This is a genomic window from Mycobacterium sp. IS-1264 (genome assembly GCF_001954195.1).
In the GTDB taxonomy this organism is placed as follows: Bacteria; Actinomycetota; Actinomycetes; order Mycobacteriales; family Mycobacteriaceae; genus Mycobacterium.
The window spans coordinates 13,353-38,981 of record NZ_MBES01000010.1 but is presented as its reverse complement, the minus strand read 5'-3'; the positions used below and the strand labels follow the sequence as shown (position 1 = coordinate 38,981).

At 66.6% G+C, this 25,629-nt stretch carries 28 protein-coding genes; 16 read left to right on the top strand and 12 right to left on the bottom strand.

Features of this window, described 5'->3' with window-relative positions; translation table 11 throughout:
* Positions 1–24: 24 nt before the first annotated feature.
* The 4 genes from A5744_RS02100 to A5744_RS02085 are packed head-to-tail and all read right to left on the bottom strand — an operon-like array spanning position 25 to position 2,274.
* A complete protein-coding gene (locus A5744_RS02100) occupies positions 25–471 on the bottom strand; it encodes an SRPBCC family protein (RefSeq protein WP_076057948.1) in 447 nt (148 codons plus the stop codon).
* A gap of 60 nt (positions 472–531) precedes the next feature.
* Positions 532–1,536, bottom strand: a complete 1,005-nt coding sequence (locus A5744_RS02095) for a medium chain dehydrogenase/reductase family protein (protein WP_076057947.1) — start codon at positions 1,534–1,536, stop codon at positions 532–534.
* Between the two features lie 4 nt (positions 1,537–1,540).
* The gene (locus A5744_RS02090; RefSeq protein ID WP_076057946.1) at positions 1,541–1,951 is read right to left on the bottom strand and encodes an SRPBCC domain-containing protein; all 411 of its coding nucleotides are present in this window, start codon (positions 1,949–1,951) and stop codon (positions 1,541–1,543) included.
* Positions 1,948–2,274, bottom strand: coding sequence for a metalloregulator ArsR/SmtB family transcription factor (locus A5744_RS02085; protein WP_076057945.1), 327 nt, complete (start codon positions 2,272–2,274; stop codon positions 1,948–1,950). Before A5744_RS02085 ends, A5744_RS02090 begins: the two co-directional genes overlap by 4 nt.
* Before the next feature lie 137 nt (positions 2,275–2,411).
* On the opposite strand from A5744_RS02085, the gene A5744_RS02080 reads away from it, so the two are divergent.
* Positions 2,412–3,650, top strand: a complete 1,239-nt coding sequence (locus A5744_RS02080) for a hypothetical protein (RefSeq protein WP_083679177.1) — start codon at positions 2,412–2,414, stop codon at positions 3,648–3,650.
* Between the two features lie 42 nt (positions 3,651–3,692).
* Positions 3,693–4,415: an MBL fold metallo-hydrolase gene (locus A5744_RS02075; protein ID WP_076057944.1), complete on the top strand. Its 723-nt coding sequence runs from the start codon at positions 3,693–3,695 to the stop codon at positions 4,413–4,415.
* Here A5744_RS02075 and A5744_RS02070 read toward each other — a convergent pair.
* Positions 4,412–4,786: a hypothetical protein gene (locus A5744_RS02070; protein WP_076058150.1), complete on the bottom strand. Its 375-nt coding sequence runs from the start codon at positions 4,784–4,786 to the stop codon at positions 4,412–4,414. The genes A5744_RS02075 and A5744_RS02070 overlap by 4 nt on opposite strands.
* Before the next feature lie 201 nt (positions 4,787–4,987).
* Between A5744_RS02070 and A5744_RS02065 the strand changes: the two genes are divergently transcribed.
* From A5744_RS02065 to A5744_RS02050, 4 genes are all read left to right on the top strand, one after another.
* Positions 4,988–5,605, top strand: coding sequence for a DUF5134 domain-containing protein (locus A5744_RS02065; RefSeq protein WP_076057943.1), 618 nt, complete (start codon positions 4,988–4,990; stop codon positions 5,603–5,605).
* Between the two features lie 136 nt (positions 5,606–5,741).
* Complete coding sequence (gene aceA, locus A5744_RS02060) at positions 5,742–8,030, top strand: isocitrate lyase ICL2 (protein ID WP_076057942.1); 2,289 nt, start codon at positions 5,742–5,744, stop codon at positions 8,028–8,030.
* Positions 8,031–8,141: 111 nt separating this feature from the next.
* Positions 8,142–8,522: a hypothetical protein gene (locus A5744_RS24865; RefSeq protein WP_240562934.1), complete on the top strand. Its 381-nt coding sequence runs from the start codon at positions 8,142–8,144 to the stop codon at positions 8,520–8,522.
* A 185-nt stretch (positions 8,523–8,707) separates the two neighbouring features.
* Positions 8,708–9,871 carry an LLM class flavin-dependent oxidoreductase gene (locus A5744_RS02050; protein WP_076057941.1) on the top strand — a complete coding sequence of 388 codons (1,164 nt, stop codon included), beginning with the start codon at positions 8,708–8,710 and terminating at the stop codon, positions 9,869–9,871.
* 34 nt (positions 9,872–9,905) lie between these two features.
* Here A5744_RS02050 and A5744_RS02045 read toward each other — a convergent pair whose 3' ends face one another.
* Positions 9,906–10,373: an SRPBCC family protein gene (locus A5744_RS02045; protein ID WP_076057940.1), complete on the bottom strand. Its 468-nt coding sequence runs from the start codon at positions 10,371–10,373 to the stop codon at positions 9,906–9,908.
* 187 nt (positions 10,374–10,560) lie between these two features.
* Here A5744_RS02045 and A5744_RS02040 point away from each other — a divergent pair, with 187 nt between their 5' ends.
* A complete protein-coding gene (locus A5744_RS02040; RefSeq protein WP_076057939.1) occupies positions 10,561–11,646 on the top strand; it encodes a serine hydrolase domain-containing protein in 1,086 nt (361 codons plus the stop codon).
* Positions 11,647–11,652: 6 nt separating this feature from the next.
* Here A5744_RS02040 and A5744_RS02035 read toward each other — a convergent pair whose 3' ends face one another.
* Entirely contained in the window at positions 11,653–13,059 is a 1,407-nt protein-coding gene (locus A5744_RS02035) for a TIGR00366 family protein (RefSeq protein WP_076057938.1), read from the bottom strand.
* 100 nt (positions 13,060–13,159) lie between these two features.
* Here A5744_RS02035 and A5744_RS02030 point away from each other — a divergent pair, with 100 nt between their 5' ends.
* Entirely contained in the window at positions 13,160–13,816 is a 657-nt protein-coding gene (locus A5744_RS02030) for a hypothetical protein (protein WP_076057937.1), read from the top strand.
* 40 nt (positions 13,817–13,856) lie between these two features.
* A complete protein-coding gene (locus A5744_RS02025; RefSeq protein WP_076057936.1) occupies positions 13,857–14,630 on the top strand; it encodes a DUF2071 domain-containing protein in 774 nt (257 codons plus the stop codon).
* Positions 14,631–14,638: 8 nt separating this feature from the next.
* On the opposite strand, the gene A5744_RS02020 is transcribed toward A5744_RS02025, so the two are convergent.
* Complete coding sequence (locus A5744_RS02020; RefSeq protein ID WP_076057935.1) at positions 14,639–15,406, bottom strand: SDR family oxidoreductase; 768 nt, start codon at positions 15,404–15,406, stop codon at positions 14,639–14,641.
* 58 nt (positions 15,407–15,464) lie between these two features.
* Here A5744_RS02020 and A5744_RS02015 point away from each other — a divergent pair, with 58 nt between their 5' ends.
* Complete coding sequence (locus tag A5744_RS02015; protein WP_076057934.1) at positions 15,465–15,941, top strand: nuclear transport factor 2 family protein; 477 nt, start codon at positions 15,465–15,467, stop codon at positions 15,939–15,941.
* Between the two features lie 6 nt (positions 15,942–15,947).
* Here the strand turns inward: A5744_RS02015 and A5744_RS02010 are convergent, their stop codons facing one another.
* Together A5744_RS02010 and A5744_RS02005 are read right to left on the bottom strand one after the other, a co-directional pair.
* Entirely contained in the window at positions 15,948–16,679 is a 732-nt protein-coding gene (locus tag A5744_RS02010) for a DJ-1/PfpI family protein (RefSeq protein ID WP_076057933.1), read from the bottom strand.
* Positions 16,680–16,690: 11 nt separating this feature from the next.
* The gene (locus A5744_RS02005) at positions 16,691–17,641 is read right to left on the bottom strand and encodes a GlxA family transcriptional regulator (protein WP_076058148.1); all 951 of its coding nucleotides are present in this window, start codon (positions 17,639–17,641) and stop codon (positions 16,691–16,693) included.
* A gap of 110 nt (positions 17,642–17,751) precedes the next feature.
* Here A5744_RS02005 and tpx point away from each other — a divergent pair, with 110 nt between their 5' ends.
* Positions 17,752–18,246, top strand: a complete 495-nt coding sequence (tpx, locus tag A5744_RS02000; RefSeq protein ID WP_076057932.1) for a thiol peroxidase — start codon at positions 17,752–17,754, stop codon at positions 18,244–18,246.
* Positions 18,247–18,277: 31 nt separating this feature from the next.
* On the opposite strand, the gene A5744_RS01995 is transcribed toward tpx, so the two are convergent.
* Positions 18,278–18,775 carry a hypothetical protein gene (locus A5744_RS01995; protein WP_076057931.1) on the bottom strand — a complete coding sequence of 166 codons (498 nt, stop codon included), beginning with the start codon at positions 18,773–18,775 and terminating at the stop codon, positions 18,278–18,280.
* A 124-nt stretch (positions 18,776–18,899) separates the two neighbouring features.
* On the opposite strand from A5744_RS01995, the gene A5744_RS01990 reads away from it, so the two are divergent.
* Positions 18,900–19,223 (top strand): DUF4333 domain-containing protein, encoded by a 324-nt coding sequence (locus A5744_RS01990; protein WP_240562933.1) that lies wholly within the window; start codon positions 18,900–18,902, stop codon positions 19,221–19,223.
* Between the two features lie 3 nt (positions 19,224–19,226).
* On the opposite strand, the gene A5744_RS01985 is transcribed toward A5744_RS01990, so the two are convergent.
* Entirely contained in the window at positions 19,227–19,607 is a 381-nt protein-coding gene (locus tag A5744_RS01985) for an NYN domain-containing protein (protein WP_076057929.1), read from the bottom strand.
* 58 nt (positions 19,608–19,665) lie between these two features.
* On the opposite strand from A5744_RS01985, the gene A5744_RS01980 reads away from it, so the two are divergent.
* The 4 genes from A5744_RS01980 (at position 19,666) to A5744_RS01965 (ending at position 25,614) form a co-directional block, all read left to right on the top strand.
* A complete protein-coding gene (locus tag A5744_RS01980; protein WP_076057928.1) occupies positions 19,666–20,850 on the top strand; it encodes an acyl-CoA dehydrogenase family protein in 1,185 nt (394 codons plus the stop codon).
* A gap of 385 nt (positions 20,851–21,235) precedes the next feature.
* Positions 21,236–22,690, top strand: coding sequence for a condensation domain-containing protein (locus A5744_RS01975; protein WP_076057927.1), 1,455 nt, complete (start codon positions 21,236–21,238; stop codon positions 22,688–22,690).
* 32 nt (positions 22,691–22,722) lie between these two features.
* Complete coding sequence (locus A5744_RS01970; protein WP_076057926.1) at positions 22,723–24,078, top strand: hypothetical protein; 1,356 nt, start codon at positions 22,723–22,725, stop codon at positions 24,076–24,078.
* Between the two features lie 174 nt (positions 24,079–24,252).
* A complete protein-coding gene (locus A5744_RS01965) occupies positions 24,253–25,614 on the top strand; it encodes a hypothetical protein (RefSeq protein ID WP_076057925.1) in 1,362 nt (453 codons plus the stop codon).
* Positions 25,615–25,629 lie beyond the last annotated feature (15 nt).

Below are 25,629 nucleotides of genomic sequence, written 5' to 3'. Positions count from 1 at the left end.
GGGCCAGAAAGACAGCGGTGGCGGCTACTTGCCGTCTCCCTTGACCTTGAGCACTCGCTTCCGCAGGCCCTCGGTCGCGGTTTCCATCAATCCCTTTGCGCCCTTCTTGACCAGAAACCCGGGGATGGGCACGGTGGGGTCGACCGTGAGCTCGAAGCGGAGCCGGGTGGAATCGCCTTCGGGCGTCAGCGTGTAGCGGCCGTCCTGCGCGCGTTGTTGCTTGGCGCTGACCAGTGACCAGCTCACCCCGTCGTCATGCACGGAGTAGGCCAGTACCTGTTCGTCGCTGACGCCGACGATCTTGACGACCTGCCGCGATTTGCTTGGTCGGCCTTGGTCGTCACGCTCCAGCACTTCGACCTTTTGATGGGCCGAGGACCACTCGGGCAGCGATTCGATGTCGAAAAGGACGTCCAGGATCTCGTCGGGCGTCGCCTCGATGACGACTTCGCGTGAATCGGAGACAGCCATGCTTGGACGCATAACCAATGCGGCGGCGTTGAAACCCGGCCCGCAAAGCTCCAGCGAACGCTAGGGCACCAACACGACCTTGCCGACGTTCTCCCGCGCGGCCAGTATGCGATGCGCCTCGGGCGCTTCGGCGAACGGAACGGCCGCGTGCACGATCGGTGAGATCGTCCCGTCGTGCAGCGCCTGGCTCAGCGGCGTGATCCAGGGCTCCAGGGTGCCGCGGTCGTCCCACAGCCGCAGCATGTTCAGGCCGATCACGGCTTTCGAGTCCTCCAGCTGGCGGAGCAGGTTGAAGCCGCGCAACATCGACAGCGCCTGTGGAGCCGCCCGGCGCAGCGAGCGTTTCTCACCCTGCTGCAGCGCCGAAACGCCGTATCCCACAAGCCTTCCACCGGGGCGCAGCAGGTCGTAAGACCGCCGCAGCGATGTTCCGCCGAGGGCGTCGAGGACAAGATCGTAGGGGCCCAGCCCCTGCCACCAGCCGTCGCGGCGATAATCGATCGCGCGGTCGACGCCCAGCTCGGCGAGCTTCTGGTGTTTGCCGGGCGACGCCGTGCCGTGAACTTCGGCCCCGGCGGTCTTCGCGAATTGGATGGCCGCGATGCCGACCCCGCCCGCCGCGGCGTGGACCAGGACCCGCTCGCCGGCGCGCAGGGACCCGTAACCGTGCAGGGCCGCCCACGCAGTCGCGTAGTTGACGGGCACCGCGGCGCCCTGCTCGAAGGTGAGTGCGTCGGGGATCGCGACGGAGTCGGTGGCCGCGACGTTGACGATCTCGGCGTAGCCGCCGAATCGCGTTCCCGCGAGCACCCGTTCACCGACGCGTCCCGGGTCGACGCCGTCGCCGACGGCCTCGACGGTCCCGGCGACCTCGTAGCCGACGACCGCCGGAAGCTTGGGTGCGTCCGGATAGAGGCCGACGCGGGCCATGTGGTCGGCGAAGTTCACCCCCGCCGCGCGCACCGCGACCCGGAGTTGACCCGGGCCGGGTGGGGCGGGGTCCGGCCGCTGCTCGACCCGCAGCACCGAGGGGTCACCGTGTTTTGTGATGACGACCGCGCGCATCGTGTCAGGCCTCCACGGCAATGTTGGCAAGGCGGGGGAGCACGACGTCACGCCACCCGGATCCCATGCGATTGAAGGCGTCGGCCATACGCTTGTCGTCCAGATCAAAGCCGCTGTGCTCCAAGAACACTCGGGTGCCCGTACCTTCCTCCTCGAGACGCCAGGTCAGCGTCCAGGCCGGCGTGAACGTGTAGACGAAGCGGTGCGGTGGATCGACCTCCAGCACCTTGCAGGGTTGCTTGCCATATCCCGGCATGTCGAGCGTGAATTGGTGGCCGACCACCGCGGCGACCTGGCCCTCAGCCCACCAGAGCCGCATCAGCTCGGGTTCGGTCAGCAACCGCCACACCTTGGCGGGCGGAGCGGCCACGAATTGGTCGACACGGATGGTCGCGGGCGTCGAAGTCTCCGTCATTCCAGCTCCTCTGCTGCCTCGGCGAGCGCGGCCAGCCGTCCGCGCCAGAACTTCTCGAATGGATGCAGCCACTCGCCGAGCTCCGCCAACGGCTCCGCGGTCAGGCGGTAGATGCGATGCCGGCCCCGCGGTTCGTCCGCGACCAGCCCGGCCTCGCGCAACACCCTGAGGTGCTCGGCGACGGCGGGGCGGCTCAGCTCGAACCGGTCGCTTAGTTCCCCCGCCGACAGTTGCTGTCGAGTAAGGATTTCCAGCAGTTCCCGCCGCACCGGGTTGGCCAGAGCGAGAAAGATGCGGTCGGAAGCGGCCATGGACGACACCATATGTCGGAAATTCCCGACATGTCAATCAAGTAAATAAATGGCGCGGCGAGGAAAATGGCGCGGCCGTGTCGCTTCGGATCGGACCATGGGCGATCTACCGTTAGTGAGACTAATCAGACAGCGACGACGAGGTTGATGTGGACAGCGACATGGCGGCAGTCGCCACTCGGCTGAGCGAGCGGGTCACCGAGATCGGCGCAGCCATATCCACCACTGTCGAGGACAACATTGCCGAACTTCCCCGCGACGAGCGAATGACCGAGCTGATGCATCGGGCGATCCGGGATCACCTGCAGACAATCCTGCACGCGCTGCTGCACAGCGTCGGGGTGGAGAAGGTCAAGGCGCCGCCGGCGGCGATCGAGTACGCCACACGCCTTGCCCAGCACGACGTTTCGCCCCATGCCATGATGCGCGCGCACCGACTGGGGCAACGCCGGATGACCGAGCTGGTGTTCGCCGAGCTGCAAGCGTTGGGCCTGGAACCGGCGGCGAGGGTTGCGGTCATCCAGGTGATCACCAAGGCGCTGTTGAAGTACGTCGACGCGGTGGAACTGCAATCCCTCGCGGCCTATCAGGGCGAGCGCCAGTCGCTGCTGGAAAATCGGAGTACCGCCCGCGACATGCGGGTGCGAGACCTCCTCGAGGACGACGCACCGATCGACGTCGACGCCGCGTCCACGGCGATCGGGTATCCGCTGAGCTGCCAGCACCTTGCTGTCATCGTGTGGTATCCCGATGGCGACCCGGCTGGCGAGGAGTTCGCGCGCCTGCAGCGGTTCGTTCGCGACCTGGCGAAGACCGTCGACACCTCGGCAAGCGCACTGTTGGTCACCGATCCGGGCGGCGCGTGGGTCTGGCTGCCGTACCGCTCAGCGCCGGGCGACGTCGTCGCGAAAATCCGCCAGTTCGTGCGCTCGCGGGCAGATGCGCCCAACGTCGCGATCGGAGCGATCGGATCCGGCGTCAAAGGATTCCGGCGATCCCACCGCCAGGCACAACGCGCGCGGACGGCGTCGCGCTCCCGCGGCACGGAGAGGGTACTGGTCGCCGCCACCGACCCCGGCATCATCGCGCCGGCGCTGCTCGGCGCGGGCATCGACGAGGTCCGCCAATGGGTGGCCGACGTGCTTGGTCCGTTGGCGTCCGACACCGACGACGACGCCGGCCTGCGGAACACCCTGCGGGAATTCCTGCGATCCGGCTCGGGCTACGACGCCCAGACAGAAGAACTCAGCGCGGATCCCAGCATCGTGAAGTCGGGCGTCGAGAGAGCGGTGGCCAGGCGTGGACGGCCGATCGACGACCGAGTCGATGTCGGACTCGCGTTGATTGCATGCGAGTGGTACGGCGCGGCCGTGTTGCGGCGGGGCTGAGCGACTTTGTCGGCGCCCTCTCGGCCATTACCGTCCTAGTCTGTGCATTTCCGGTGGGAACGGCTGAGGGTCAATGCGTATCGCTGCCGGCTGAAGTTCTGCGACGTCACGGTCGGGCTGGTGTGTGGCCGTTCGGGAGCACTGCTTGTCGACACCGGCAGCTCGCTCACCGAAGGCGCCGCGATCGACGCCGACATTCGGCAGCTAGCCGGCCGTTCGGTCACACATATCGTGTTGACCCACAAGCACTTCGACCACGTCTTGGGTTCCGCGATGTTTGCCGGAGCCGAGATCTACTGCGCACCAGAGGTTGTCGAGTATCTGTCGTCGTCCACCGACCTGATTCGCGCTGATGCCCTAGACCATGGCGCGGATGCCCGCGAAATCGACCGCGCCATCGCGGCATTGCGGACGCCAGACCATGCGGTCTGCGACGCCGTCATCGACCTAGGCGATCGCACGGTCACGATCGCCTACCTGGGCCGCGGACACACCGCTTCGGACTTGGTCGTGATGGTGCCCAGCGCTGCCGGCGACGACGGCCGGGCCCTCGTGTTCACGGGCGACCTCGTGGAGGAGTCCGCTGAGCCGGCGATCGATGCCGACTCCGATGTGGCGGCCTGGCCGGCAACCCTTGATCGGCTGCTCGCGCTCGGTGGACCCGATGCGATCTACGTCCCCGGGCACGGAAAAATCGTCGACGCGGAATTCATTCGTCGCCAGCGGAATTGGTTGAGAGAACGAGCGAACCTGCAGCGCGGCTAGGCGCGGGCCGCGGTGCACGCGGCGATGAGGGCATCCGGGTCGGTGACGCTCACCCACAGCGAGCGCAGCCGCACCGACCTGAAGACGACCTTCGCGTCCACTGGTGGCTCGATCGTCAACGCCACGAGGCCCTTCCCGGAACCATTGACCAGCCAGCGTCCGCGCGAGTAGTGCACGCCCCAGGCCAACACCCGCTCGTCCTTTGCCTCAGCAGTGGCGATGGACGCCAACGGGATATCGGCCTCAAACGCCCAGCCCATCTTCACGTGCAAGGAACCGCCTGCAACGCGCAGCTCGCTGCGCTCGGGTCCCATGCCCACGGCAACCGCCAAGGGCACATACCAGCGGTCAAAGCGCAATTTCGCCTCCATGGTGGTGACCTTACTCATCGCCGACCGCGTTTGCTGACGATTGCGCGGCCGGGTGGTCCGGGTGCCGGCCCACCCAGCGACGAAGGCCGGGTCGTAGTGTGCACGAGGGCGCGTTCAGCCCGGTGCAGCGCGGCGGTCGCGTCGGGCAACGGATCCGCAACGAACGGAGTGTCACCGAGTTGATTCAGACTGTCACGTCGCATGATCGATGACGTGTTGCTTTCTTGGGTTGTCACGGGCCTGTGCGCGCTGAGCGCCGCCGCGTGGGGGCTCGCGCTCGTCGGTAGGCATCGATCGTGGACCGAGGTCGTCCGATGTGGGTTGCATTTCGCGATGGCAGTGGCGATGGCGGTGATGGTCTGGCCGTGGGGCGCGCAGCTTCCGGCGACGGCGCCCGCGGTGTTCTTCGCGGTGGCGGCCCTATGGTTCGTGACCTTGGCCCTTGTTCCAGCCGAAACGGTCCCGCTACGGACGGTGTACGGATATCACGCCCTGATGATGCTGGCGATGGTCTGGATGTACGCGTTCATCCACGGGCTCGTGTTGCCGCACCACTCGTCGACGCACCTCCACGCCGGCATGGAGATGGCTGACACGACGGCGTCGACCACGGCCGGGTCGCCGGGCTGGATCGCGACAATGAATTGGTTCTGGTTCGTTGGCTTCGTGGCCGCCACCCTATTCTGGGCGTCAGGACTGGGAGTCAAGCGGTCGGACGGCTCGACATACCGTTCGTCGCGTTCGCTCACCACGCCGGCTCATGCGGCGATGGCCGCCGCGATGTCTATCATGTTCGGCGCCACGCTATTTCAGGTCTGAGCCAATTCTCGCGTTGCGGCCGAACACGTGTCCGTCGGCGCTGCCCACGAAGAGCTCCGTCCACCGATGATTGAACCGTGTTACCCGGGGATAGACTCACATTCAGCGGAATCGTGCTGAAGAGGAGCGTAATTTCATGGCCATCATCGACGCGGACACTGAAGTTCCCGCACCGTTCGACCAAGAGGTCGCCGCCACGCAGCGATACTTCGACGACCCGCGGTTCGCCGGAATTATTCGCCTCTACACCGCCCGGCAAGTAGCGGAGCAGCGCGGCACGATCCCCACCGACTACACCGTGGCGCGGGAAGCGGCTGGGGCGTTCTACAAGCGCCTGCGCGAACTCTTCGCCGCCAAGAAGAGCATCACGACGTTCGGGCCCTACTCGCCGGGGCAGGCGGTGAGCATGAAGCGGATGGGCATCGAGGGGATCTACCTCGGCGGCTGGGCGACCTCCGCCAAGGGTTCCACCACCGAAGACCCGGGGCCCGACCTGGCCAGCTACCCGCTGAGCCAGGTTCCCGACGACGCCGCGGTCCTCGTGCGCGCGCTTCTGACCGCCGACCGCAACCAGCAGTATCAACGGCTGCATATGACCGAGCAGCAGCGCGAAGCGGCCAAGGAATACGACTTCCGGCCGTTCATCATCGCCGACGCCGACACCGGACACGGTGGCGATCCGCACGTGCGCAACCTGATCCGCCGGTTCGTCGAGGTCGGTGTCCCGGGCTATCACATCGAAGACCAGCGTCCGGGCACCAAAAAGTGCGGCCACCAGGGCGGGAAGGTGCTGGTCCCGTCGGACGAACAGATCAAGCGCCTCAACGCCGCCCGTTTCCAGCTCGACGTCATGCGGGTGCCCGGCATCATCGTGGCGCGCACCGACGCGGAAGCGGCCAACCTGCTCGACAGCCGCGCCGACGAGCGCGACCAGCCGTTCCTGCTCGGTGCCACCAACCTCAACATCCCGTCCTACAAGGCCTGCTTCCTGGCACTCGTTCGGCGCTTCTACGAGCTGGGAGTCAAGGAACTCAACGGCCACCTGCTCTATGCGATGTCCGACGCCGAGTACGCCAACGCCACCGCGTGGCTCGAGCGCCAAGGCATCCAGGGGCTCGTCTCCGACGCCGTCAACGCGTGGCGCGAGAACGGGCAGCACTCGATCGACGATCTCTTCGATCAGGTCGAGTCGCGGTTCGTGGCCGCCTGGGAGGACGACGCCGGGCTGATGACCTATGGAGAGGCCGTGGCCGAGGTGCTCGAATTCGGCGAGAGCGAGGACGAGCCCGCTGACATGAGCCCCGGGGACTGGCGCCGGTTCGCCGAGCGTGCATCTCTGTTCGCCGCCCGTGAGAAGGCCAAGGAGCTGGGCCTTGATCCGCCGTGGGACTGCGAATTGGCCAAGACGCCGGAGGGCTACTACCAGATCCGCGGCGGTATTCCCTACGCGATCGCCAAGTCGCTGGCAGCGGCGCCGTTCGCCGACATCCTCTGGATGGAGACGAAGACTGCCGATCTGGCCGATGCCCGGCAGTTCGCCGAGGCGATCCATGCCGAATTCCCCGACCAGATGCTGGCCTACAACCTCTCGCCGTCGTTCAACTGGGACACCACGGGCATGACCGATGACGAGATGAAGCGTTTCCCCGAAGAGCTCGGCAAGATGGGCTTCGTCTTCAACTTCATCACCTATGGCGGACACCAGATCGACGGCGTCGCCGCCGAGGAATTCGCCGGTGCGCTGCGGCAGGACGGCATGCTGGCGCTGGCGCGCTTGCAGCGCAAGATGCGCCTCGTCGAATCTCCCTACCGCACGCCGCAAACCCTGGTCGGTGGCCCGCGCAGTGATGCCGCGCTGGCCGCATCCTCGGGCCGCACGGCGACCACCAAGGCAATGGGTAAGGGCTCGACCCAGCACCAGCACCTCGTGCAGACCGAGGTGCCGAAGAAGCTGCTGGAGGAGTGGCTGGCGCTGTGGAGCGAGCACTACCAGCTAGGCGAGAAACTTCGCGTCCAGCTGCGGCCCCGCCGCCCCGGGTCGGATGTGCTCGAACTCGGGATCTATGGCGACGGGGACGAGCAGCTGGCCAATGTCGTCGTCGATCCCATCAAGGATCGCCACGGCCGCAGCATCCTCACGGTGCGCGACCAGAACACCTTCGCCGAAAAGCTGCGCAAGAAGCGGCTGATGACGTTGATCCACCTCTGGCTCGTGCACCGCTTCAAGGCCGACGCGGTGTACTACGTCACGCCCACCGAGGACAACCAGTATCAGACCTCGAAGATGAAGTCGCACGGCATCTTCAGCGAGGTCTACCAGGAGGTCGGCGAGATCATCGTCGCCGAGGTGAACAAGCCGCGCATCGCCGAGTTGCTCACGCCCGACCGCGTGGCGCTGCGCAAGCTGATCACCAAGGAGGGTTAGGGCCCCGCCCGCCCGCGCCAGATTTACCTTCGACCCTGTTTGCACTGCTGCATGCCCGGGTACGACAGGTGAGTTGGATAAGTGTGGCGCGAGTGGAGAGTGGGGAATCTGATGAGATCCGAAGCCAGAACTGCTGTCGCGCTTTTTGGCGGCGCGGCCATGCTCGTCGCAGCGGTCGGATGTGGGGGCGGTGGCAATAAAGGGCCCAGCAGTACCACAACGACGACACCAACCACCACTTCGTCGACCAGCGTCGCGCCAACCACGGCGCCGGGTACCGGCGGTGGCGCTCCGACGGGCGGCGGCACCGTCCCCGGTGGCCCCACTGGCGGTGGCGGCCCCGGCGGCGGCGGTGGCAGCGTCCCGGGTGGCCCCACGGGTGGCGGCGGTCCCGGTGGCGGCGGTGGCACCGTTCCCGGCGTCGGCGGAGGCGGCGGTGGACCGGGCGGTGGCGGCGGTTGCGTCGGCAACGTCTGCGGCGGATATCCGTGATCGCATGCCGTCCCTGAGCATGCCGGTATCGAGCGTGCGCTAAAGCACTTCAGAAACGGAGACTTGCTCCCAAGCCGGTGGGGTCATGCAAAGCTGGCCCCACCGGCTGAGCCATCTCCGGAGGTCTAGGGCGGATCGCGCATTCGGGTTATGGTTTCGGACAACTCGATTGCAAAGGGACCTCAATGGCCAAGCTCAGGTTCGGTTATTTCATCGCCCCATTCCATCGCGCGGGCACCAACCCCACGCTTGCGCTACAACGCGACCTGGAATTCATCGAGCACCTCGACGCCCTCGGCTTCGACGAGGTGTGGTTGGGCGAGCACCATTCGGCCGGCAGCGAGATCATCAGCTCACCGGAGATCTTCATCGCCGCAGCGGCCGAGCGGGCCAAGCGGATTCGGTTCGGGACCGGGGTCATCTCGCTCGCGTATCACAACCCCCTTTGGGTCGCCGACCGCCTGATGCTGCTCGATCACCTCACCCATGGTCGCGTGATCGGCGGGATGGGACCGGGCTCGTTGCCCACCGACTCGGCGATGATCGGACTGAATCCCACCGATACTCGCGAGCTTCTCGAAACCAACCTCGACATCGTCGTCCGGTTGCTGGCGGGAGAAACTGTGAGCGCGAAAACCGCGACACACCAGCTGTTCGACGCCAAGTTGCAGCTCGCCCCATATTCGGACGGCGGGATCCCGCTGGCGGTGGCCGCGGTAGCCTCACCGACCGGCGCGAGGCTGGCCGGCAAGCACGGCATCGGCCTGCTCTCTATCGGGGCGACGCTGACCGTCGAGGGCTTCAACGCGCTGTCGTATCACTGGGGCATCGTCGAGGAGCGCGCGGAAGCCTTCGGCACCAAAGTCGACCGCAAGGACTGGAGCCTGGTCGGGCCGATGCACATCGCCGAGACCGACGAACAAGCGCGCGCCGACGTGAAATTCGGCATCGAGTCGTGGTTCAACTACTTCCAGAAAGTGGCCGCCTTCCCACAGATGACGATGCCGGGAGAGCAGCTCGACGAGATGATCGACGTCATCAACGACAACGGGGCAGGTGTCATCGGGACTCCCGAGCGCGCGCGGGAACAAGTGCAGCGGGTGTGGGATCAGTCCGGCGGCTTCGGCTGCTTCCTGCAGATGGGCCACGAGTGGGCCAACCCGGCCGCCACCAAACGCTCCGCCGAATTGTTCGCCGCCGAAGTCATACCGCACTTTCAGGGTCAGGCGCAGCCGACGCTGGATGCCGCGGCGCGCGCCGGCCAGGTGCGCGACGGGCTCGCGCAGTCGCAGCTGCAGGCCGTCGAGCACATGGCCAAGAAGTACCAGGACGAAGTCAGTTCGAAATAGCGGCTCGAAAAGCTCTGAGCCGCAGGAATAATCGCTACCGTCGGCCGGCCGACTCGCGCTCGGCCGCCTTCACCAGGCGGCCCGCGAAAAACCGCACGGCACCGCCCATCGCGGCCCGCATCAATGGACCAGTCCCGCGAACTCCCTCGGTAAACGAGCCTGTCCAGTGAATGTCGGTGCCGCCGGCCGCATTCGGCGTGAACACGACTTCGCCGAAATAGTCCTTGGCCGGTGAGGGGGGTCCGACCAGTTTGTAGGCGTGCCGGCGATCCTGCTCGTACTCGACGGTCTCCTCCTGCACCAGTACGGGCCACATCCCGACCTTGCGGATAGCCCCGACGCCGCCGGGCGCCGGATCACCTCGCCGCGCCCAGCTCGAGTGCAACACGATCGGCTTGGCCCATTTCGACCAATTGGCACCATCCGCCACGAGCCGGAATAACGTTGCGGCCGGCGCGCTACTGGTCTTGTCGATCTCGAACGAAAACTTCCGACCCGCCATGCCGACTCCCTGATGAGACAACCAAATGACCCCGAATGGGATTGCCGGGTACCTTACCGTCCACGCCAGGTCAGGCGCATACTCACCCTGTGAGTCAAGCCGACGCCGTTTCAGCCTGCCGGCACGCATCGAGGCCGGCCGCTCCGCGTCGCAGCGCCTGCGGACGCGAAAGATGTTGTGAATAAACATGGTAATGCGACTGCCGGTACTAATCCTCGCGGCGATGCTGTCGCTCAGCGGCTGCTCCAATGGTCGAAACGCTGCGCCCGCCAGCACTACAACGAATCACGACGCCGCGACAAACCGTAGCCAGAACATACTCGACGCCGCTATCGAGGCCGGCGGACCCGGATGCTCGGCAGCGGTAGGCATCAAGGGAAAAGTCGTCTGGACGGGAGTTCGCGGCGTCGCCGACGTGTCAAACGGCAATGCGATCACCGCGCAAACCGTGTTCGACATCGCCTCGGTCTCCAAGCAATTCACTGCCACCGCGCTGCTGTTATTGGTTGACTCAGGGAAGGCAACGCTCGACGACCCGTTATCCCGATACCTGCCCGAACTGCCAACGTGGGCCGGCACTATCAGCGTCGGAGAGCTGATGCACCAGACAAGCGGCATCCCCGAGTACGTCGGGCTGCTCGAGGCGCAGGGGTTCGAGCTGAGCGACCATACGACGCAGGATCAAGCCCTGCAGGCGCTGGTCGGCGTGCCGAACGGGGAGTTTCCACCCGGTTCGCGGTTCGAATATTCGAATTCCAACTACTTGCTGTTGGGCGAGATCGTCCGCCGGATCACGCGGAAACCGCTGGCGCAGTTGCTCGCCGAGGAAATCTTCCGCCCGTTGAGTCTGGCAATGGTCTTGGATCCGACCGGAGAGGTTCCCGGCAAAGCCATCGCGTACGAGAAGGGCAGCGAAGGGTACAGGGCGACCCGATCGGGCTGGGAGCAGGTCGGTGACGGCGGCATCCAGACCACGCCAAGCCAACTGGTCTACTGGGCGGACAACTACCGAACCGGCCGCCTGGGCGGACCCAAGCTGCGGGAGGCGCAACTGGCCGGCGCGGTGCCGACCGAGCCGACGGGCGGCGACAAGTATGGCGCCGGGATCTACGTCCTAGCCAACGGCATGCTCGATCACGACGGCGCCTGGGGCGGGTTCGTCACGGCGTTCCGCATCAGCAAGGACCGAGCAACCTCGGTGGCCATCAGTTGCAACACCGATAAGCAAGACCCGGAAGCGCTTGCCGACTCGCTGGCGAAACTCTGGATGTAGCCCGCATCAAAGCACATGGGGCGCAACGAGAACCGCGGCGCCCGCCACCCCGAACCCGATCAGGAACGCGATCACCGTAAAGCCCATTACCTGGCGCACATTGAGCTTCGCGATCGCGATTACCGGCAAGAGCCAGAACGGCTGAATCATGTTCGCGACGCCCTCGCCGACCGCGACCGACATCGACATCAGCCCAAGGTAAGCCGGCGAGTGCTGGCCAACCGCCACGGCCGAACCGACCGCTATTGGCCCCTGCACCGCCCAGTGCCCGCCGCCGGACGGCACGAATAGCGAGATGAGGACCGAACCGACGAACGTCAGAAACGGCAGCGTGTACTGATCTGCGCCCCGCACCAGCGCCTCGGCCAGCACCGTCTGCAGCGCCTTGCTCGACCCCGTCGGCAGGTAACCCAGCAGCCCCACGATTCCGCCGTACAGCGGATACTGCAGCAGTAGCGGGCCGGACACCCTTGCCGCAGCGGAAAATGCGCGGATGAAACGAATCGGCGTGCGATGCAGCAAAGCGCTCGTCACGGTGAACAGCATGATTATCGACGAAATGTTCAGCGCAAAGCCGCTCAGCGCGAAGTACGTTACGCCCGCGGCGAAGACAACGACATTGAGGATCCACAAATTTTCCAGCCACTCGGCAAAGCTCCGCTTGCCCTCGGGCGGGTCCGGTTGGGGCTCCTCCTCGAACACCGCGGGGTCGGGCTCGAGGCTCTGCGTGGGTGCCATGCGCCAGATCGCGGTGCCGAGTAGGGCGAACATGACGAGCACCGCGACCACGTTGTACGGCTGAAAAATCGTCAGCTTTAGCGGCACGATCGTGCCGGTCATCTTGTGAATCACGTTGATTGGGCTGGACGGGTCCGTGTTAGCGAGCGCGATCGACGACGACAGACCCTGCGTCCAGACGATGAAACCCATGAACCCGGCGGCGATCAGGTAGCCGAAATGCGCACCGGTGAGTCGCTTTGCGACCTGGCGCGCGACCAACGCCCCCGCCACCAGGCCGAGTCCCCAGTTCAGTAGGGAGAACACGGTGCTGACGCAGAAGCACAGCAGGGCGCCCTGAACCTGGTTGGTCGGCTTGCTTGCGAGACGGACGATGGCCCGCTTCAGGATCGGAGCCTCGGCCAGCGTGTAACCCGTCACCAGGACGAGCACCATCTGGAACGCGAAGGTGAAGATGTTCTGCGGCCCCCACACGCCGCCGTACCACGCCTTCAGAATGCCGGAGGCCGTGGCGCCCCGGACCAGTAGCGCAACCAACCCGACGACGATCAGGGTCAGGATGACCGCGAACAAATACGGGTCCGGCATCAGCCGTTCGACGTAGCGGACGCACAGCGCGGTGAGGCGCTGAACAAACCCGCCTCGTTCGACGTGTCGATCTTGTTCCGTGGTCATCGGCTTCCTTTACCGTGATCGTTCGCTCGCGTGTGGTTTCGTTCGGTCGTCTAAACCTTGCCTTACGCAACCGCTAGCCGCTCGGTGGCATCCTGGCGGTGTGGGTGTGCTTATCCGGCTGGCGGAGTTCCTGATTTTGCTGCTGCCGCTGGTGGGCCTGGTCATCGGCGCGCTGCGGGCCTTTCGCGGCAACCGACCGCGCGCTGCCGAATCGCCCGAGCCCATGGCCGAGCCGCCCGAACGCAGCGCCAACAATCAGGTGGCTCAATGGCAGTCGCTGAAACGGGTGCTGGAGGAGCACAGCCGCACCGACAAACGCTGGCTCGACTACGAGCTCGACTTCGCCAAGCTGCTCGACTTCCCCCTCATGACCGACATGCGTAACCCGCTCACGATCGGCTTCCACAAAGCAAAGCTCCGAGCGGATTTCCTGCGGCCCGTCAAAGCCGAAGATCTCCTCGATGATCGGGAGACCGCCGCGCAGTACCTGTCCGCAGTCGAGGAATACGTGAGCGCCTTCAACGTCGCGGAGGCAGAGGCGATGCGCCGGCGCCGCAGCGACTTCTCCCAAGAAGGCCAGCAGCGTATCGCGCGGGCCCAAAACCTGTTGCGGGTGGCCGCAGACGCCGCCGCGGCCCCGCAGGAACGCCAGAACGCCTACGACCGGGCCCGCAAGGAACTCGATGGCCTCGTCGTGCTGCCGTCCACCACGCAGGCCAGCATCGAGCGCGGAATCTCCGGTCAGATAGAGCCATAGATCGCGACGGCGACGGCCTCCGCCGTGCCACGATGAGCGAGTGACCACCACGCCCGGGCCGCCGGCCGCTGAGTCGGATGGGAGCCCGGATCTCGCCGGGTACCCGATCGTCGCGCCGCCGCTGCCCGGTCGGGTCACCTTCGAGCAGCGCTGGGACGATCTGACTTTCATCCATTGGCCGGTGCGGCCCGAGACCGTCGCAGGTCTGTGCCCGCCCGGAACCCGCCCCGATGTCTTCGCCGATGGGTTGACGTACGTGGCGCTGGTTCCGTTCATGTTGAGCGGCACCAAGGTCGGCACCACGCTGCCGCTGCCATATTTCGGCAGCTTCGCGGAGACCAACGTCCGGCTCTACACGGTCGATGACGCCGGGCGACACGGCATCGTGTTCCGGTCGGCGGAAACGGCGCGCCTGGCCGCCGTGCCCGCGATCCGGATCGGCCTCGGCGTCCCCTACACCTGGTCGCGGATGCGGGTGGCGCGATACGGCGACCAGGTGACGTACGACAGCGTCCGCCGCTGGCCCCGGCGCGGCCTGCGCAGCCGGGTCACGGTCACCGTTGGCGACCCGATCCAGCCGACACCGCTCGAGGTGTGGCTTACCGCCCGGTGGGGCGCGCACACCCGCAGGAGCGGCCGTACGTGGTGGGTGCCGATCGAGCACGAGCCGTGGCCATTGCGCGCGGCCGAGATCGTCGAGCTGAGCGACGAATTGGTGGGTGCCGGTGCGGTGCGACCCGCCGGAGATCGGTTGCGTGCGCTGTTTTCGCCCGGCTTGCGAACCCGGTTCGGCCGCGCCCGCACCGTCGAATAACCGCGCGGTCAGGGGCAGCAGTAGCCGCCGTCGATCACGACGTCGGAACCGGTCATGTAGCTCGATGCCTCGCTGGCCAGGTACAGGTAGAGGCCGCTGAGCTCGTCCGGCCGGCCCAGGCGGCCCAGCGGTATCTTGGGCTCCCACAGCGCGTGTAGCTCGGCCATGGGCATGACGAGCTCGGTGAGGATATAGCCCGGACTGACGCTATTGACCCGGATCTTGTGCGGCGCGAATTCGACGGCCATGGCCTTGGTCAGGTGGATGACCGCCGCCTTCGAGGCGCAGTAGTGGCCGACCTGCTGCGGGATGTTGATGATGTGTCCGGACATCGAGGCGGTGTTGATGATGACTCCGCCTTGTCCCTGCCGGACCATTGCCCGGGCCGCCGCCTGGGCGGTCAGAAACACGCCCTTCACGTTGGTGTCCTGAATGCGCTGGAATTCCTCCGGGGACATCTCCAGCATCGGAGTGACGGCGACGATCCCGGCGTTGCAGACCGCGATGTCAATGCCGCCCAGCTCGGCGGTCACCCGGTCCAGCATCCCGTCGACCTGGTCCGGCCGGGTCACGTCGCAAGAAACGGGCAGCACCCTGCCGCCCGCGGCGGCGAGCTCATTCGCGACCTCCTCCAAGACCTCGGAATGCCGTGCCGCGATGGCCACTTCCGCGCCCGCTTGCAGGTACGCCCGCGCGACTTCCTTGCCGATGCCGCTGGACGCCCCGGTTACCAGGGCCCGCTTGCCGTTCAGGCTGAACAAGTCCAACACGTTCATCCGATATCCCCATCCATACGAGCCACCCAAAACCGGAACACGTTCTAGTGTGTCCGTCATGGGCAAATTCACCAGGGCCGAAATCGAGCAAGCCTTCGCGAACTACACCACCGTCGTCGAGGGCTGCAGCGCCTCGGGTGACTGGCGACCTTTTGCCGATCTCTTCACCGAAGATGTCGTCTACACCGAACATCACTATGGCGTTTTCCACGGGCGTGAGGCGGTGCGGGACTGGATCGTCGCGGTCATGGCCCCGTTCCCGCACATGCGGTTCCCCAATGGGTGGATCGCCTACGACGACGACAACGACGCGATCGTCATGATGATCAAGAACCTGCTCGACCACCCCACGGACCCCGACGGCGAGCCGTTCTGGTTCCCGAACTGGACTCGGCTGGTCTATGGCGGCAACGGCCTGTTTTCCAGCGAGGAAGACATCTACAACCCCGGCCGCGACGCGCCGGCGGTCGTCGCGGCGTGGATGCAGGCCGGCGGACAGCTCGCGTCGACTGAGATCCTGCAGCCCAACGCCTAGCGCGGGCTAAACCGAGACGCGTTTGCGCCGGCGCGACCGGACCGCCGTCAGCGCCTGCTCCCAGGCCAGCAACGTGGTGGCCTTGAGGTTGGCCGGCTTCATGCTGTCCCGGGACAGCAGCGCGGTCGCGGCGGCTTTGGTGGTCGCCGACGCCTTGGACATGTGCCCGGAGTCGAACGGTGGCTGTGGGTCGTATTCGATCGCCAGCTGGATCGCCTTCGCGCGGCCCTCACCGCCGATCTGCCCGGCCAGCCACAGCGCGAGGTCCAGGCCGGCGGACACGCCCGCGCTCGTTATTACGTTGTCCTGACGCACGATTCGCTCGTCGGACACCGGGATGACGCCGAATGCCTTTAGCGCGGGAAGCGCAATCCAGTGCGAGGTCGCGCGCCGGTCCGTGAGCAAGCCCGCCGCGGCAAGGATCACCGACCCCGAACACACCGACGTCGTCCAGCTGGCGGTCCGGTGGGCCTGACGCAGCCAGTCCAGCAGCCGCTCGTCGCGCGCATGCACCGGCGTCGACGGGCCGCCGGGCACCAGAATCACGTCGGGCGAAGGTGTTTCGGCCAGCGAATGCGTCGCGCCGATGACCAGGACGCCCGAATCGGCGGTGATCGGCCCGGAATCGTGCCAGACGAATCGCACCTCGGCGCCCGGAAGGTTTCGCAGCACCTCGTAGGGTCCAATCATGTCCAGGGCGGTGAATCCGGGGTAGGCCACGAAGGCAATTTGGGTCATGCTGCGTCCTCTCAGGCGAAGGCCTTGCGGTACTGATCCGGCGAGACACCGACGCGGCGAATGAAGTTGCGCCGCATGGTTTCTGCGGTTCCGAAGCCGCATCGCGAAGCGATCGCCACGACGGTGTCATCGGTCTCTTCCAACTGCCGGCGAGCGGCTTCGGTGCGGATGCGTTCGACGTAGTGACCGGGCGGCTCGCCGACCTCGTCGGTGAAGACGCGAGTGAAGTGGCGGGGGCTCATGGTCGCCCGGCGGGCCAGTTCGCCGATGCTGTGCGAGCCGCCCGGTTCGGACTCGATGGCGTCCTGCACCTCGCGGATCGAGGGCCGTTTCGCGCGCGGCATCCATACCGGCGCCGCGAATTGCGTCTGACCGCCCGGGCGCCGCAAGTAAAGGACCAAATAGCGGGCCACCGTCTGCGCTAGCTCGGTGCCGTGGTCGTCCTCGACCAGCGAGAGCGCGAGGTCGATTCCCGCGGTGACGCCCGCGGCCGTCCACACCGTGTCGGAGCTACGGACGAAGATCGGATCGGGGTCGACGTCGACGGCCGGGAATTCGCGCGCCAACCGCCCGGCGAACGCCCAGTGTGTGGTCACGCGGCAGCCGTCCAGTAGCCCTGCCTCGGCGGCAAGGAAGGCGCCGGTGCAGACCGTGACGATGCGGCGGGCGGTGCCGGCGACGGCTTTGATCCAGGTCACCAGCTCACTGTCGGTTCGCGCGTCGTCGATGCCACCGCCTCCGGGGAGCACCACGGTGTCGAGCGGGTCGTCCGGATCCGGTAGCTGCGCCGCCTGGAAGGACAGGCCGGTGGCGGTGCCGACGGATTGGCCGCCGGCGGAGGCCACCACGACGTCGTATCCGCCGTCGGTCAGTAGCGACGCGGTGCTGAAGACGTCATGCGGCCCCACCACATCGAGTGCCTGCACGCCGGGAAAGCCGACGATCACCACTTTGCGAGCCATGGATCCAGTGTTGGCCACGCGGGGGCATGGCGTCTACGCCGTGCAGCCCACGAATTAGGACATGCGGACCTGGCCCCGGGTGGCGGTCCCGGGCTTGGCAGACTGTGGCCATGGCACAGATAACCTTGCGTGGAAACCCGATCAACACTGTCGGCGAGCTACCCGCCGTCGGATCTCAAGCCCCGGCCTTCACCTTGACCGGTACGGATCTGGGCGCGGTCAGCAACGACCAGTTCAGTGGTAAGCCCGTGGTGCTGAACATCTTTCCCTCGATCGACACACCGGTGTGCGCGACCAGCGTGCGGACTTTCAACGAGCGTGCGGCCTCCAGCGGGGCGTCGGTGTTGTGCGTGTCCAAAGATCTGCCGTTTGCGCAGGCGCGGTTCTGCGGGGCGGAGGGCATCGAGAACGTCAAGACGGGGTCGGCGTTCCGCGGCGGCTTCGGCGAGGACTACGGCGTCGGCATCGTCGACGGCCCCATGGCCGGGCTGCTCGCGCGCGCGGTGGTCGTGATCGGCGCCGACGGCAACGTCGCGTACACGGAGTTGGTGCCAGAGATCGCCCAGGAGCCGGACTACGACGCCGCGCTGGCGGCGGTCGGCTAGAACCTTCGTCGGGTCAGCGCGATGGCGGCGCTCAGGTGGGCGTCAGGGTAAACGGCAGCCAATACATCCCGGGACCATCTCCGGGACATCCCGGCGCGCCGACCGCGAAAGTCCGCTCGCCGCGGAAGCTTCCGTCACCGTTGGGCGCCAGGAAGTCGGATCTGGTGGTCGCGACCGTGCCGCCGTCGTCGCAGTGGAACGGGTAGTCCGAGCTCGACACCCACCGGTCGCCCGCCCACTGGTAGTCGAACAACGCTGGGGCATTGGGGTTTTCCCGCAACTGCTCCACCAATAGCCAGTGCGCGACGCAGCCGGAAGCGTCGCAGTTGGTGGTGAAGCTGGCGGCTTGCGTCGACGGTTCCGATGCCCGCGGTTGGCCGTTGAAGGTCTGCTTCGAATGATCGAGGAACGTGTTGTACGAGCCGTAGAGCGGGACGGGCTGGGGCCGGTCTGCGTGCGCTACCGGTGTCCCCGCACCCAGGATGACCACAGCGAAAGTTGCAGCTATCGCGACGTGTCGAAGTGCCATTACCGTTCACCTTTGCAGCCCATGCTCATTTATCTTCGTAACCTGTTGTATCGCAATGAAAGCGTGTTAGCCTGCGATTCCGCGCAGAATTCTTTCAGCGCGAGTGCGGCAAAGGAGCACAGCGATGCGACCGTTCATCCGAAGTGCCTGCGTCCGTGTCCTCGCGGGGATGCTCGTCGGCCTAGTGGCTGTGCAGCTGGCCGGCTGTAGTTCCAAGGCGACCATCAAACCCGACGGCGCGGCCCAGTCGGTCGTCGATGTCGTCTCCAAGCAAACCGGCTTCCATCCGACCGACGTGCATTGCCCGTCGGGGGTGGAAGCCAAAGTCGGTGGACAGTTCGATTGTCACTTCACCGGTCCGGAGGGCATGCCGTACGTCGCGAACATGCGCATCACCAAGGTTGAGGGCGAGCGGGTCGAGTTCGACGTCAAGACCCACCCGAGCTAACTGTCACCGGCCGCGCGGATCGATGAGTTCACGGAATCGCTCCGCCGGGTAAACAGATGCGCCCAACGCGCGGACCCGGTCGTGTAGCGCTCTGTCCGACGTCACCACACGAATGTCGTGCGGGCTTGTGTCGGCCCGAACCAGCCGGACTATCTCGTCGTCGGCGGAATTCGCGGCCGCTCTAGGCGCGTGCGCTATTTCGACGACCGACGACGTGATGGCGGTCGACGGCGGCCGCTCGAACACCACCGTCACCGTCTCGCCTCGATCCGACGCCCATCGGTCCAGCGTCTCCACCAGCGTGGCTATCGCGCGGCCGCGGTCCTTCCACCAGCCGTCGGGGCGACTACCGATCACGTTCATGCCGTCCACGATCCATCGCACAAGGACACGGTAGGACTGTGTTGCCGATGCGGCTGGACGGGCCGGTACGGTCACCCCTATGACGTCGATAGCCGACACCGGTGACCGGGTCGTTTCGCTGGCTCGCGGTATGCGGGACCTGGTGCGGGCCGAAGCCGCCGAATCCGAGCGGATGCGCACGCTGACCCCGGCGATCGTAGACGAAATGTGGGGCAGCGGGCTGATGTCCGCCTTCAATCCCGTTGTGGCCGGCGGTGTCGAGCCGTTTTTCGCCGAGATGATCGAGACGTGGATCGAAATGGCTTGGCAGGACGGTTCATTCGGCTGGATCGGCATCGCGAACCTGCCGTCCTCGTTCGCCGCCGCCGCGTACCTGCCCGACGAGGGCTTCGCCGAGGTTTTTACCGCGCACGACAACCACGTCACCCTGGGCGGCCAGTTCTTTCCCAACGGGCAGGGGACGGTCGCTGACGGCGGTTATCTGTTGAACGGGTCGTGGAACTTCGGCTCGGGCATCGGTCACTCGCAATACATCGCGGCGGGCTTTTTGCCGATGGAGAACGGCGAAATGCGCTGGATCAGTGAAGGTTTCCCCGAAATGCGGGTCGCGGTCGTTCCGCGCGAAGAGATCAGCTTCGACGACGGCTGGTTCGTGCAGGGGCTCAAAGGGACGGGATCCTATGACTACAGCGCCGAGGGCGTGTTCGTGCCCGCGAGCCGCACCTTCGAACTGTTCGTCAGGCAGCCATGTCGCGGCGAGTCACCGGCCACCCGCATGGGGCTGATGCCCGTCACCGCCGCCGGCCACGCATCGTGGGCGCTGGGTGTGGCCAAGAGCATGCTCGACGATGTCCAGGAACTGGCCGCAACGAAGTTCCGGATGAGCGACATGGCATCCCTGGCCAGCCGGCCCACGTTCCAGAAGGGCCTGGCGCACCACCGCGCGGCCTGGCGCGCGGCCCGCCTGCTGGTGCTCGACTCGTTCACCACCGCCGAGGCGGCGGTTGCCGCCGGAGAAGATCTGACCCCTGCCCTGCGCGCGGACATGCGGGTGGCCGCGGTCTATGCCACGGACACGGCCCGAGCCTGCGCCGAATGGGCCCATCTGGTCGCCGGCACCAGCTCGATCCGCGAGGGCAGCCGCCTCGAGCGGGCTTTCCGCGACATGTACACCGGGACGCAACACGCTTTCATCAGCGAGAAGGTGGCCATCGACGTGGCACAGATATGGCTGGGCATCATCGACGATCAGCCTGGGCTATAGCAGGCGCTCGCCCCGTCGCTGCTCACCCGACTTGTCGCCGTCGCAGTTGTCGTGAGACGGATCGACAGACGACGCCAGCCCCGACCCGGCACCGCCGCCGGCGGAGCTGAGGGCGCGGGGTGGCGACTTCCACCGACTACGTCCCGGTTGCGGTCGCTTGATGTGAGCACAATGCGCAAAACCGGGTAATCGTCGCTTATTTCGACTATCGCCCACAAGCGAGACATCCCAGCCGTCGCGCCGTAATTTCGGTTTCAGCAGATAACCGAACGCGCCGCACGATCACCGCGGCGAGCCGAAACACCCTCCGCACGAATGACTTTCGCGATGTGCTTGCGCATCGGGGCACGGCGTTGCGGCATTACACAGAAACGGGGTCGGGAGAATGGTCGCACTGGGAAGCATCAACGCGTGGCAGCCGGGCGAGGGGCCGGTCGTCACGTGGCGGGCCTCAGCCGACGCGCGCGCGGCGGCTCTCGCCGCGCCGCGCAGCGACTTGGCGCCCAGCTACCAAAGGGCTCGGCACCTGCGGTCCGCCTACGACGCGGCGGGACGGGCCGCGCAGCTGCCCAGGCTGATGGTCGTCGCGTGGGACGTTCCGGGCGTTTGTGACATCCCGGTGATGACGGCGACGCTCAACGCGCATGTCCGCCGCCACGACGCCTACCACGACTGGTTCCAGCTCGAGGACGGCGTCATCGTCCGCCGCAGGATCGAGGATCCCATGGACATCGACCTGAGCCCCACCGAGTTCGGCTACATGGACGCCAACCAGGTCCGCACGCACGCCCTGACGACAACGCCGGGGACGCTCGAGTGGGACTGTTTTACGTTCGGCATCGTTCAGCACGCCGACTATTTCACCTTCTACGCCAGCGTCGACCACCTGCACGTCGACGGGATGTCGGCCGGCCTGATCTTCTTCGACGTCCACACGATGTACCAGCACCTGTCGCAGACAGGGGCCGCGGCCGTCGCCCTCCCGCAGGTGGCGAGTTACCGCAGCTACGCCGCGCGCCAGCGTGACGGACTCGCGGAGCTGACACTGTCCTCGCCGGAGGTCAAGGCGTGGGTCGACTTCGCGCGCGACACCGGCGGCCGGTGGCCGACCTTCCCGCTGCCGGTCGGTGACGGCGGGACCGGCACCAACGGCACCTTTGTGACGGTCGACCTGCTCGACACCGCCGACACGGAGTCCTTCGAGATCGCCTGCCACGCCGCCGGCGCCCGCTTCAGCGGGGGAGTGCTGGCTTGCGCGGCGTTTGCCGACCACGAGTTCACCGGCGCCGCAACGTATCACGGCTTCACACCGTTCGACACCCGGACTCCTGGCCTCGACTCGATGACCGTGGGCTGGTTCGCCAACCTGGTCCCGGTCAGTGTGCCGATTTGCACTGCCACCTTCGCCGAGGCGGCTCGGGCGGCTCAGGAGTCGTTCAACGCCGCCAAGGCCCTGGCCGACGTGCCCGTCGAGCGAGCGCTCGAGCTGGCGGCGCCACTTGAGCTGAAGGTCCAGCCGCCCGATTCCCGGGCAATGATGGTGTCGTTCATCGACTTTCGCAAGATCCCCGCCGCCGGCCTCTTCGAGGAGGCCAACTGGGGCACCTACGCCGACAACCTGTCACACGGCGGGATCAACTTGTGGATCAATCGCCAGGCGCACAAGACCAGCGCGACGATCTCCTTCCCGGACAACGCGGAGGCGCGCAAGTCGGTGCACCGCTACCTGGCGGCGCTGACTCAGGCGTTCTCCTACGCCGTCAAGACGAGTCCCGACTGGGTGGATGCCGTTGCGCATCACGCCAACTCGAACCACGGCGTGCCGGTCATCAGCGTGTGACAGCGACGTGCGACAGCGAAAGGACAACGAAAATGAGCAACGCACTCGATCTGGTCGACCAGACCTTTTTCCGCGTCGAGCGGGCGGCAGGCGTCACCAATCTGATCCAGTGTTCGTGGGTGTACGACCGCGGCGCCGACGTCCAGGGGCTGCGTCGATTCCATCGGCACCTTCGGTCGGGACGGCTATCGCGCCGCATCGAGCGCTCACCGCTGCCGTTCGGCCGCCATCGCTGGGTAGCGCCCACCGACAAGCCCGACCTCGAGATCGTCGAATCACCCCGGCCCCGTCAGGAATTCGATGCCTGGCTGGCTGAGCAGGCCGAGACCCGCCTCGACGCCGAGCACGGGCCCGGATGGCACCTGGCGGTGCTGCCGTTCACCGACGGCGGCACCGGGGTCAGCCTGGTGGCATCTCATTGCCTGACCGATGCCGTCGGGTTGTGCGAAGCGCTGGCGGACGCGGCTCGCGGCGACGACGGCGCGATCAACTGGCCGGCGGCCGGCTCGCGCCCGCGGTGGCGGGCCCTACGCGAGGACACGCGGCAAGCCGCGCGCGACATTCCCGGCATCGCCCGCGCCGCGGTCGCCGCCTCACGATTCGTCCGGCGCCACCGCGGCGACGCCGCCCTGGCCGTCGCATCCCCGTCGGAGCCCACGGCGGGCACCGACGAAAAAGCCACGCCGCCCGCGGCCACCATCTTCGTCGACGCCGACGACTGGGACGCCCGCGCGCGGGCGCTCGGAGGGACCAGCAACACACTGTTCCTGGCGTTGGCGGCCCGCCTCGGCCAGCGCGTGGGGCGCGCCGGCGCCGACGGCTCGGTCGCCTTGACGATGGCCGTCAACGAGCGCACCGCCGGCGACACCCGCGCCAACGCGATCACCAACGTCGACTTCACCGTGGACCCCGCGCCGGCCACCAGCGACCTGCGGCCTATCCGGGCCATTACCAAGCAGACGCTGATCCGTTCGCAGACGGAGCCGGACGAGCGCTGGACGCTGCTTCCCCTGGTTCTGCTGGTGCCCGAGCAGCTCGGCAAGCGATGGGTCGGCGCCGCCACCAACAGCGCCGCCAGCGTGGGCTCGTCCAACGTCGGTGTGGTGCATCCGGCCGTCAATCGACCCGACGGCACCAACGCCGACCACTTCGCCATCAGGTCGCTCAGCGTAGGGATGACGACGGGCATGTTGCACCAGCTCGGGGGGCTGCTGTCCCTGCTCTCCGGAAGGGCCAACGGCCGGGTCTTCATCTCCGTCGTGGCGTACCAGCCGGACGGCGTGAACTCGGAAGCCGAACTGCAAAGGCACATCTCGGAGATCCTGGGTGAGTTCTCGCTGAGCTCGACCACAGGCTGGCGATGCGACGAGCTGCTGCCCGCCCGATGAGCACAATGCGCACAATCGCGGAATCGCCGCTATCGGCGACTATCGCTCACAAGCGCGACACGCAAGCACCCGTGGCCGTACGTTCGATCTGAAGCAAGTAACACCGCAATTCTCTCGATCGAAATCTCGTGCACTGCAACGACATTCGTTCGATGCCCGAAAAGGACATGGCACATGGACAACACACTCGACCTAGTCGACCAGACCTTCTTTCGGCTCGATGGGGCCGCCGGCGTGGGGCAGGCCGTCTGGGTGTACGACCGGCCGGTCGACATCGACGGTCTGCGCCAGTTTCATCGGCATCTTGAGCAGGGACGGCTATCGCGTCGCATCGAGCGCTCAGCATTGCCGTTCGGCCGCGACCGGTGGGTCTCGGCCAACGATCGACGCGAGCTCGAGATCGCCGCGCCGCGCCGCCGTGCGGAGTTCGACGCCTGGCTGGGCGAGCAGGTCAACACCCCATTGGACGCCGAGCGCGGACCCGGCTGGCACCTGGCGGTGCTGCCGTTCACCGACGGCGGCGCGGGCGTGAGCCTGGTCCTGTCACATTGTGTGACCGACGGCATCGGGGGGTGCCTGGCGATCGTGGAGGCGGCTTGCGGCTACGACGGTGGGGTCGACTGGCCCGCCGCTGGGTCGCGCAAGAGGTGTCGTGCCCTGCGCGAGGACGCCCGCCAAACGATGCGTGACCTGCCCGCGATCGGCCGCGCCGTCGCCGCGGCGGCACGGCTGGCCCGGCGCGACCGCCGAGGGGCGGAATCCGCGGCCCCGGTACCCCCGCAGGCCGCCGGGTCCGACGAACGCATCACGGTGCCGACCGCGACAATCTTCCTCGACGCCGACGAGTGGGACGCCCGCGCGCAGGCGCTCGGCGGAACCAGCAACACCCTGTTCGCCGCGCTGGCGGCCCGCCTCGCGCAGCGGATCGGGCGAGTCGCCGAGGACGGCTCGGTCACCCTTGCGATACCGGTCAACAAGCGCACCGCCGACGACACCCGCGCCAACGCCGTCGCAATGGTCAACATCACGGTGGACCCGGCACTGGTGACAACCGATCAGCGCGCGATCCGGACCGCGATCAAGCACGCGCTCATCCGCTCGGATCAGGAGGACGACGAGCGCCAGACGCTGCTGCCCCTGGTTCCCCTGCTGCCCAAGCGGCTCATCAAGCGGATGGTCGGCGTGGCCACCGGCGGCGTGAGCAACGTCGTCGTCACCTCCAACCTTGGCGCGGCGCCCTCGGAAGTCAACCGGCCCGACGGCACCGACGCCGACTACGTCGCCGTCCGGTCTCTGTACCCGGGCGTGACCAAGTCACCGATGCACCAGCTCGGCGGGATGCTGTCGTTGCACTCCGGCCGACTGCACCAACAGCTCGTCGTCTCTGTCGCCGCATATCAGCCGGGCGTCGTGGACTCCAATGACGTTCTGAAACAACACGTTACGAGCGTTGTCGACGAATTCGCCCTCGGCGCGACGATCGGCTGGCCACGCAAATACTCCCGCCGCCCAAGCCTTTTCGGCGAAATCGCCTGACCGGACGCCGGATGA

Coding starts and splice junctions, on each gene's coding strand:
- A5744_RS02100 (WP_076057948.1), bottom strand. CDS start 471: ATGGCTGTCTCCGATTCACGCGAAGTCGTCATCGAGGCGACGCCCGAC.
- A5744_RS02095 (WP_076057947.1), bottom strand. CDS start 1,536: ATGCGCGCGGTCGTCATCACAAAACACGGTGACCCCTCGGTGCTGCGG.
- A5744_RS02090 (WP_076057946.1), bottom strand. CDS start 1,951: ATGACGGAGACTTCGACGCCCGCGACCATCCGTGTCGACCAATTCGTG.
- A5744_RS02085 (WP_076057945.1), bottom strand. CDS start 2,274: ATGGTGTCGTCCATGGCCGCTTCCGACCGCATCTTTCTCGCTCTGGCC.
- A5744_RS02070 (WP_076058150.1), bottom strand. CDS start 4,786: ATGGAGGCGAAATTGCGCTTTGACCGCTGGTATGTGCCCTTGGCGGTT.
- A5744_RS02065 (WP_076057943.1), top strand. CDS start 4,988: ATGATCGATGACGTGTTGCTTTCTTGGGTTGTCACGGGCCTGTGCGCG.
- aceA (WP_076057942.1), top strand. CDS start 5,742: ATGGCCATCATCGACGCGGACACTGAAGTTCCCGCACCGTTCGACCAA.
- A5744_RS24865 (WP_240562934.1), top strand. CDS start 8,142: ATGAGATCCGAAGCCAGAACTGCTGTCGCGCTTTTTGGCGGCGCGGCC.
- A5744_RS02050 (WP_076057941.1), top strand. CDS start 8,708: ATGGCCAAGCTCAGGTTCGGTTATTTCATCGCCCCATTCCATCGCGCG.
- A5744_RS02045 (WP_076057940.1), bottom strand. CDS start 10,373: ATGGCGGGTCGGAAGTTTTCGTTCGAGATCGACAAGACCAGTAGCGCG.
- A5744_RS02040 (WP_076057939.1), top strand. CDS start 10,561: ATGGTAATGCGACTGCCGGTACTAATCCTCGCGGCGATGCTGTCGCTC.
- A5744_RS02035 (WP_076057938.1), bottom strand. CDS start 13,059: ATGACCACGGAACAAGATCGACACGTCGAACGAGGCGGGTTTGTTCAG.
- A5744_RS02020 (WP_076057935.1), bottom strand. CDS start 15,406: ATGAACGTGTTGGACTTGTTCAGCCTGAACGGCAAGCGGGCCCTGGTA.
- A5744_RS02015 (WP_076057934.1), top strand. CDS start 15,465: ATGGGCAAATTCACCAGGGCCGAAATCGAGCAAGCCTTCGCGAACTAC.
- A5744_RS02010 (WP_076057933.1), bottom strand. CDS start 16,679: ATGACCCAAATTGCCTTCGTGGCCTACCCCGGATTCACCGCCCTGGAC.
- A5744_RS02005 (WP_076058148.1), bottom strand. CDS start 17,641: ATGGCTCGCAAAGTGGTGATCGTCGGCTTTCCCGGCGTGCAGGCACTC.
- tpx (WP_076057932.1), top strand. CDS start 17,752: ATGGCACAGATAACCTTGCGTGGAAACCCGATCAACACTGTCGGCGAG.
- A5744_RS01995 (WP_076057931.1), bottom strand. CDS start 18,775: ATGGCACTTCGACACGTCGCGATAGCTGCAACTTTCGCTGTGGTCATC.
- A5744_RS01990 (WP_240562933.1), top strand. CDS start 18,900: ATGCGACCGTTCATCCGAAGTGCCTGCGTCCGTGTCCTCGCGGGGATG.
- A5744_RS01980 (WP_076057928.1), top strand. CDS start 19,666: ATGACGTCGATAGCCGACACCGGTGACCGGGTCGTTTCGCTGGCTCGC.
- A5744_RS01975 (WP_076057927.1), top strand. CDS start 21,236: ATGGTCGCACTGGGAAGCATCAACGCGTGGCAGCCGGGCGAGGGGCCG.
- A5744_RS01970 (WP_076057926.1), top strand. CDS start 22,723: ATGAGCAACGCACTCGATCTGGTCGACCAGACCTTTTTCCGCGTCGAG.
- A5744_RS01965 (WP_076057925.1), top strand. CDS start 24,253: ATGGACAACACACTCGACCTAGTCGACCAGACCTTCTTTCGGCTCGAT.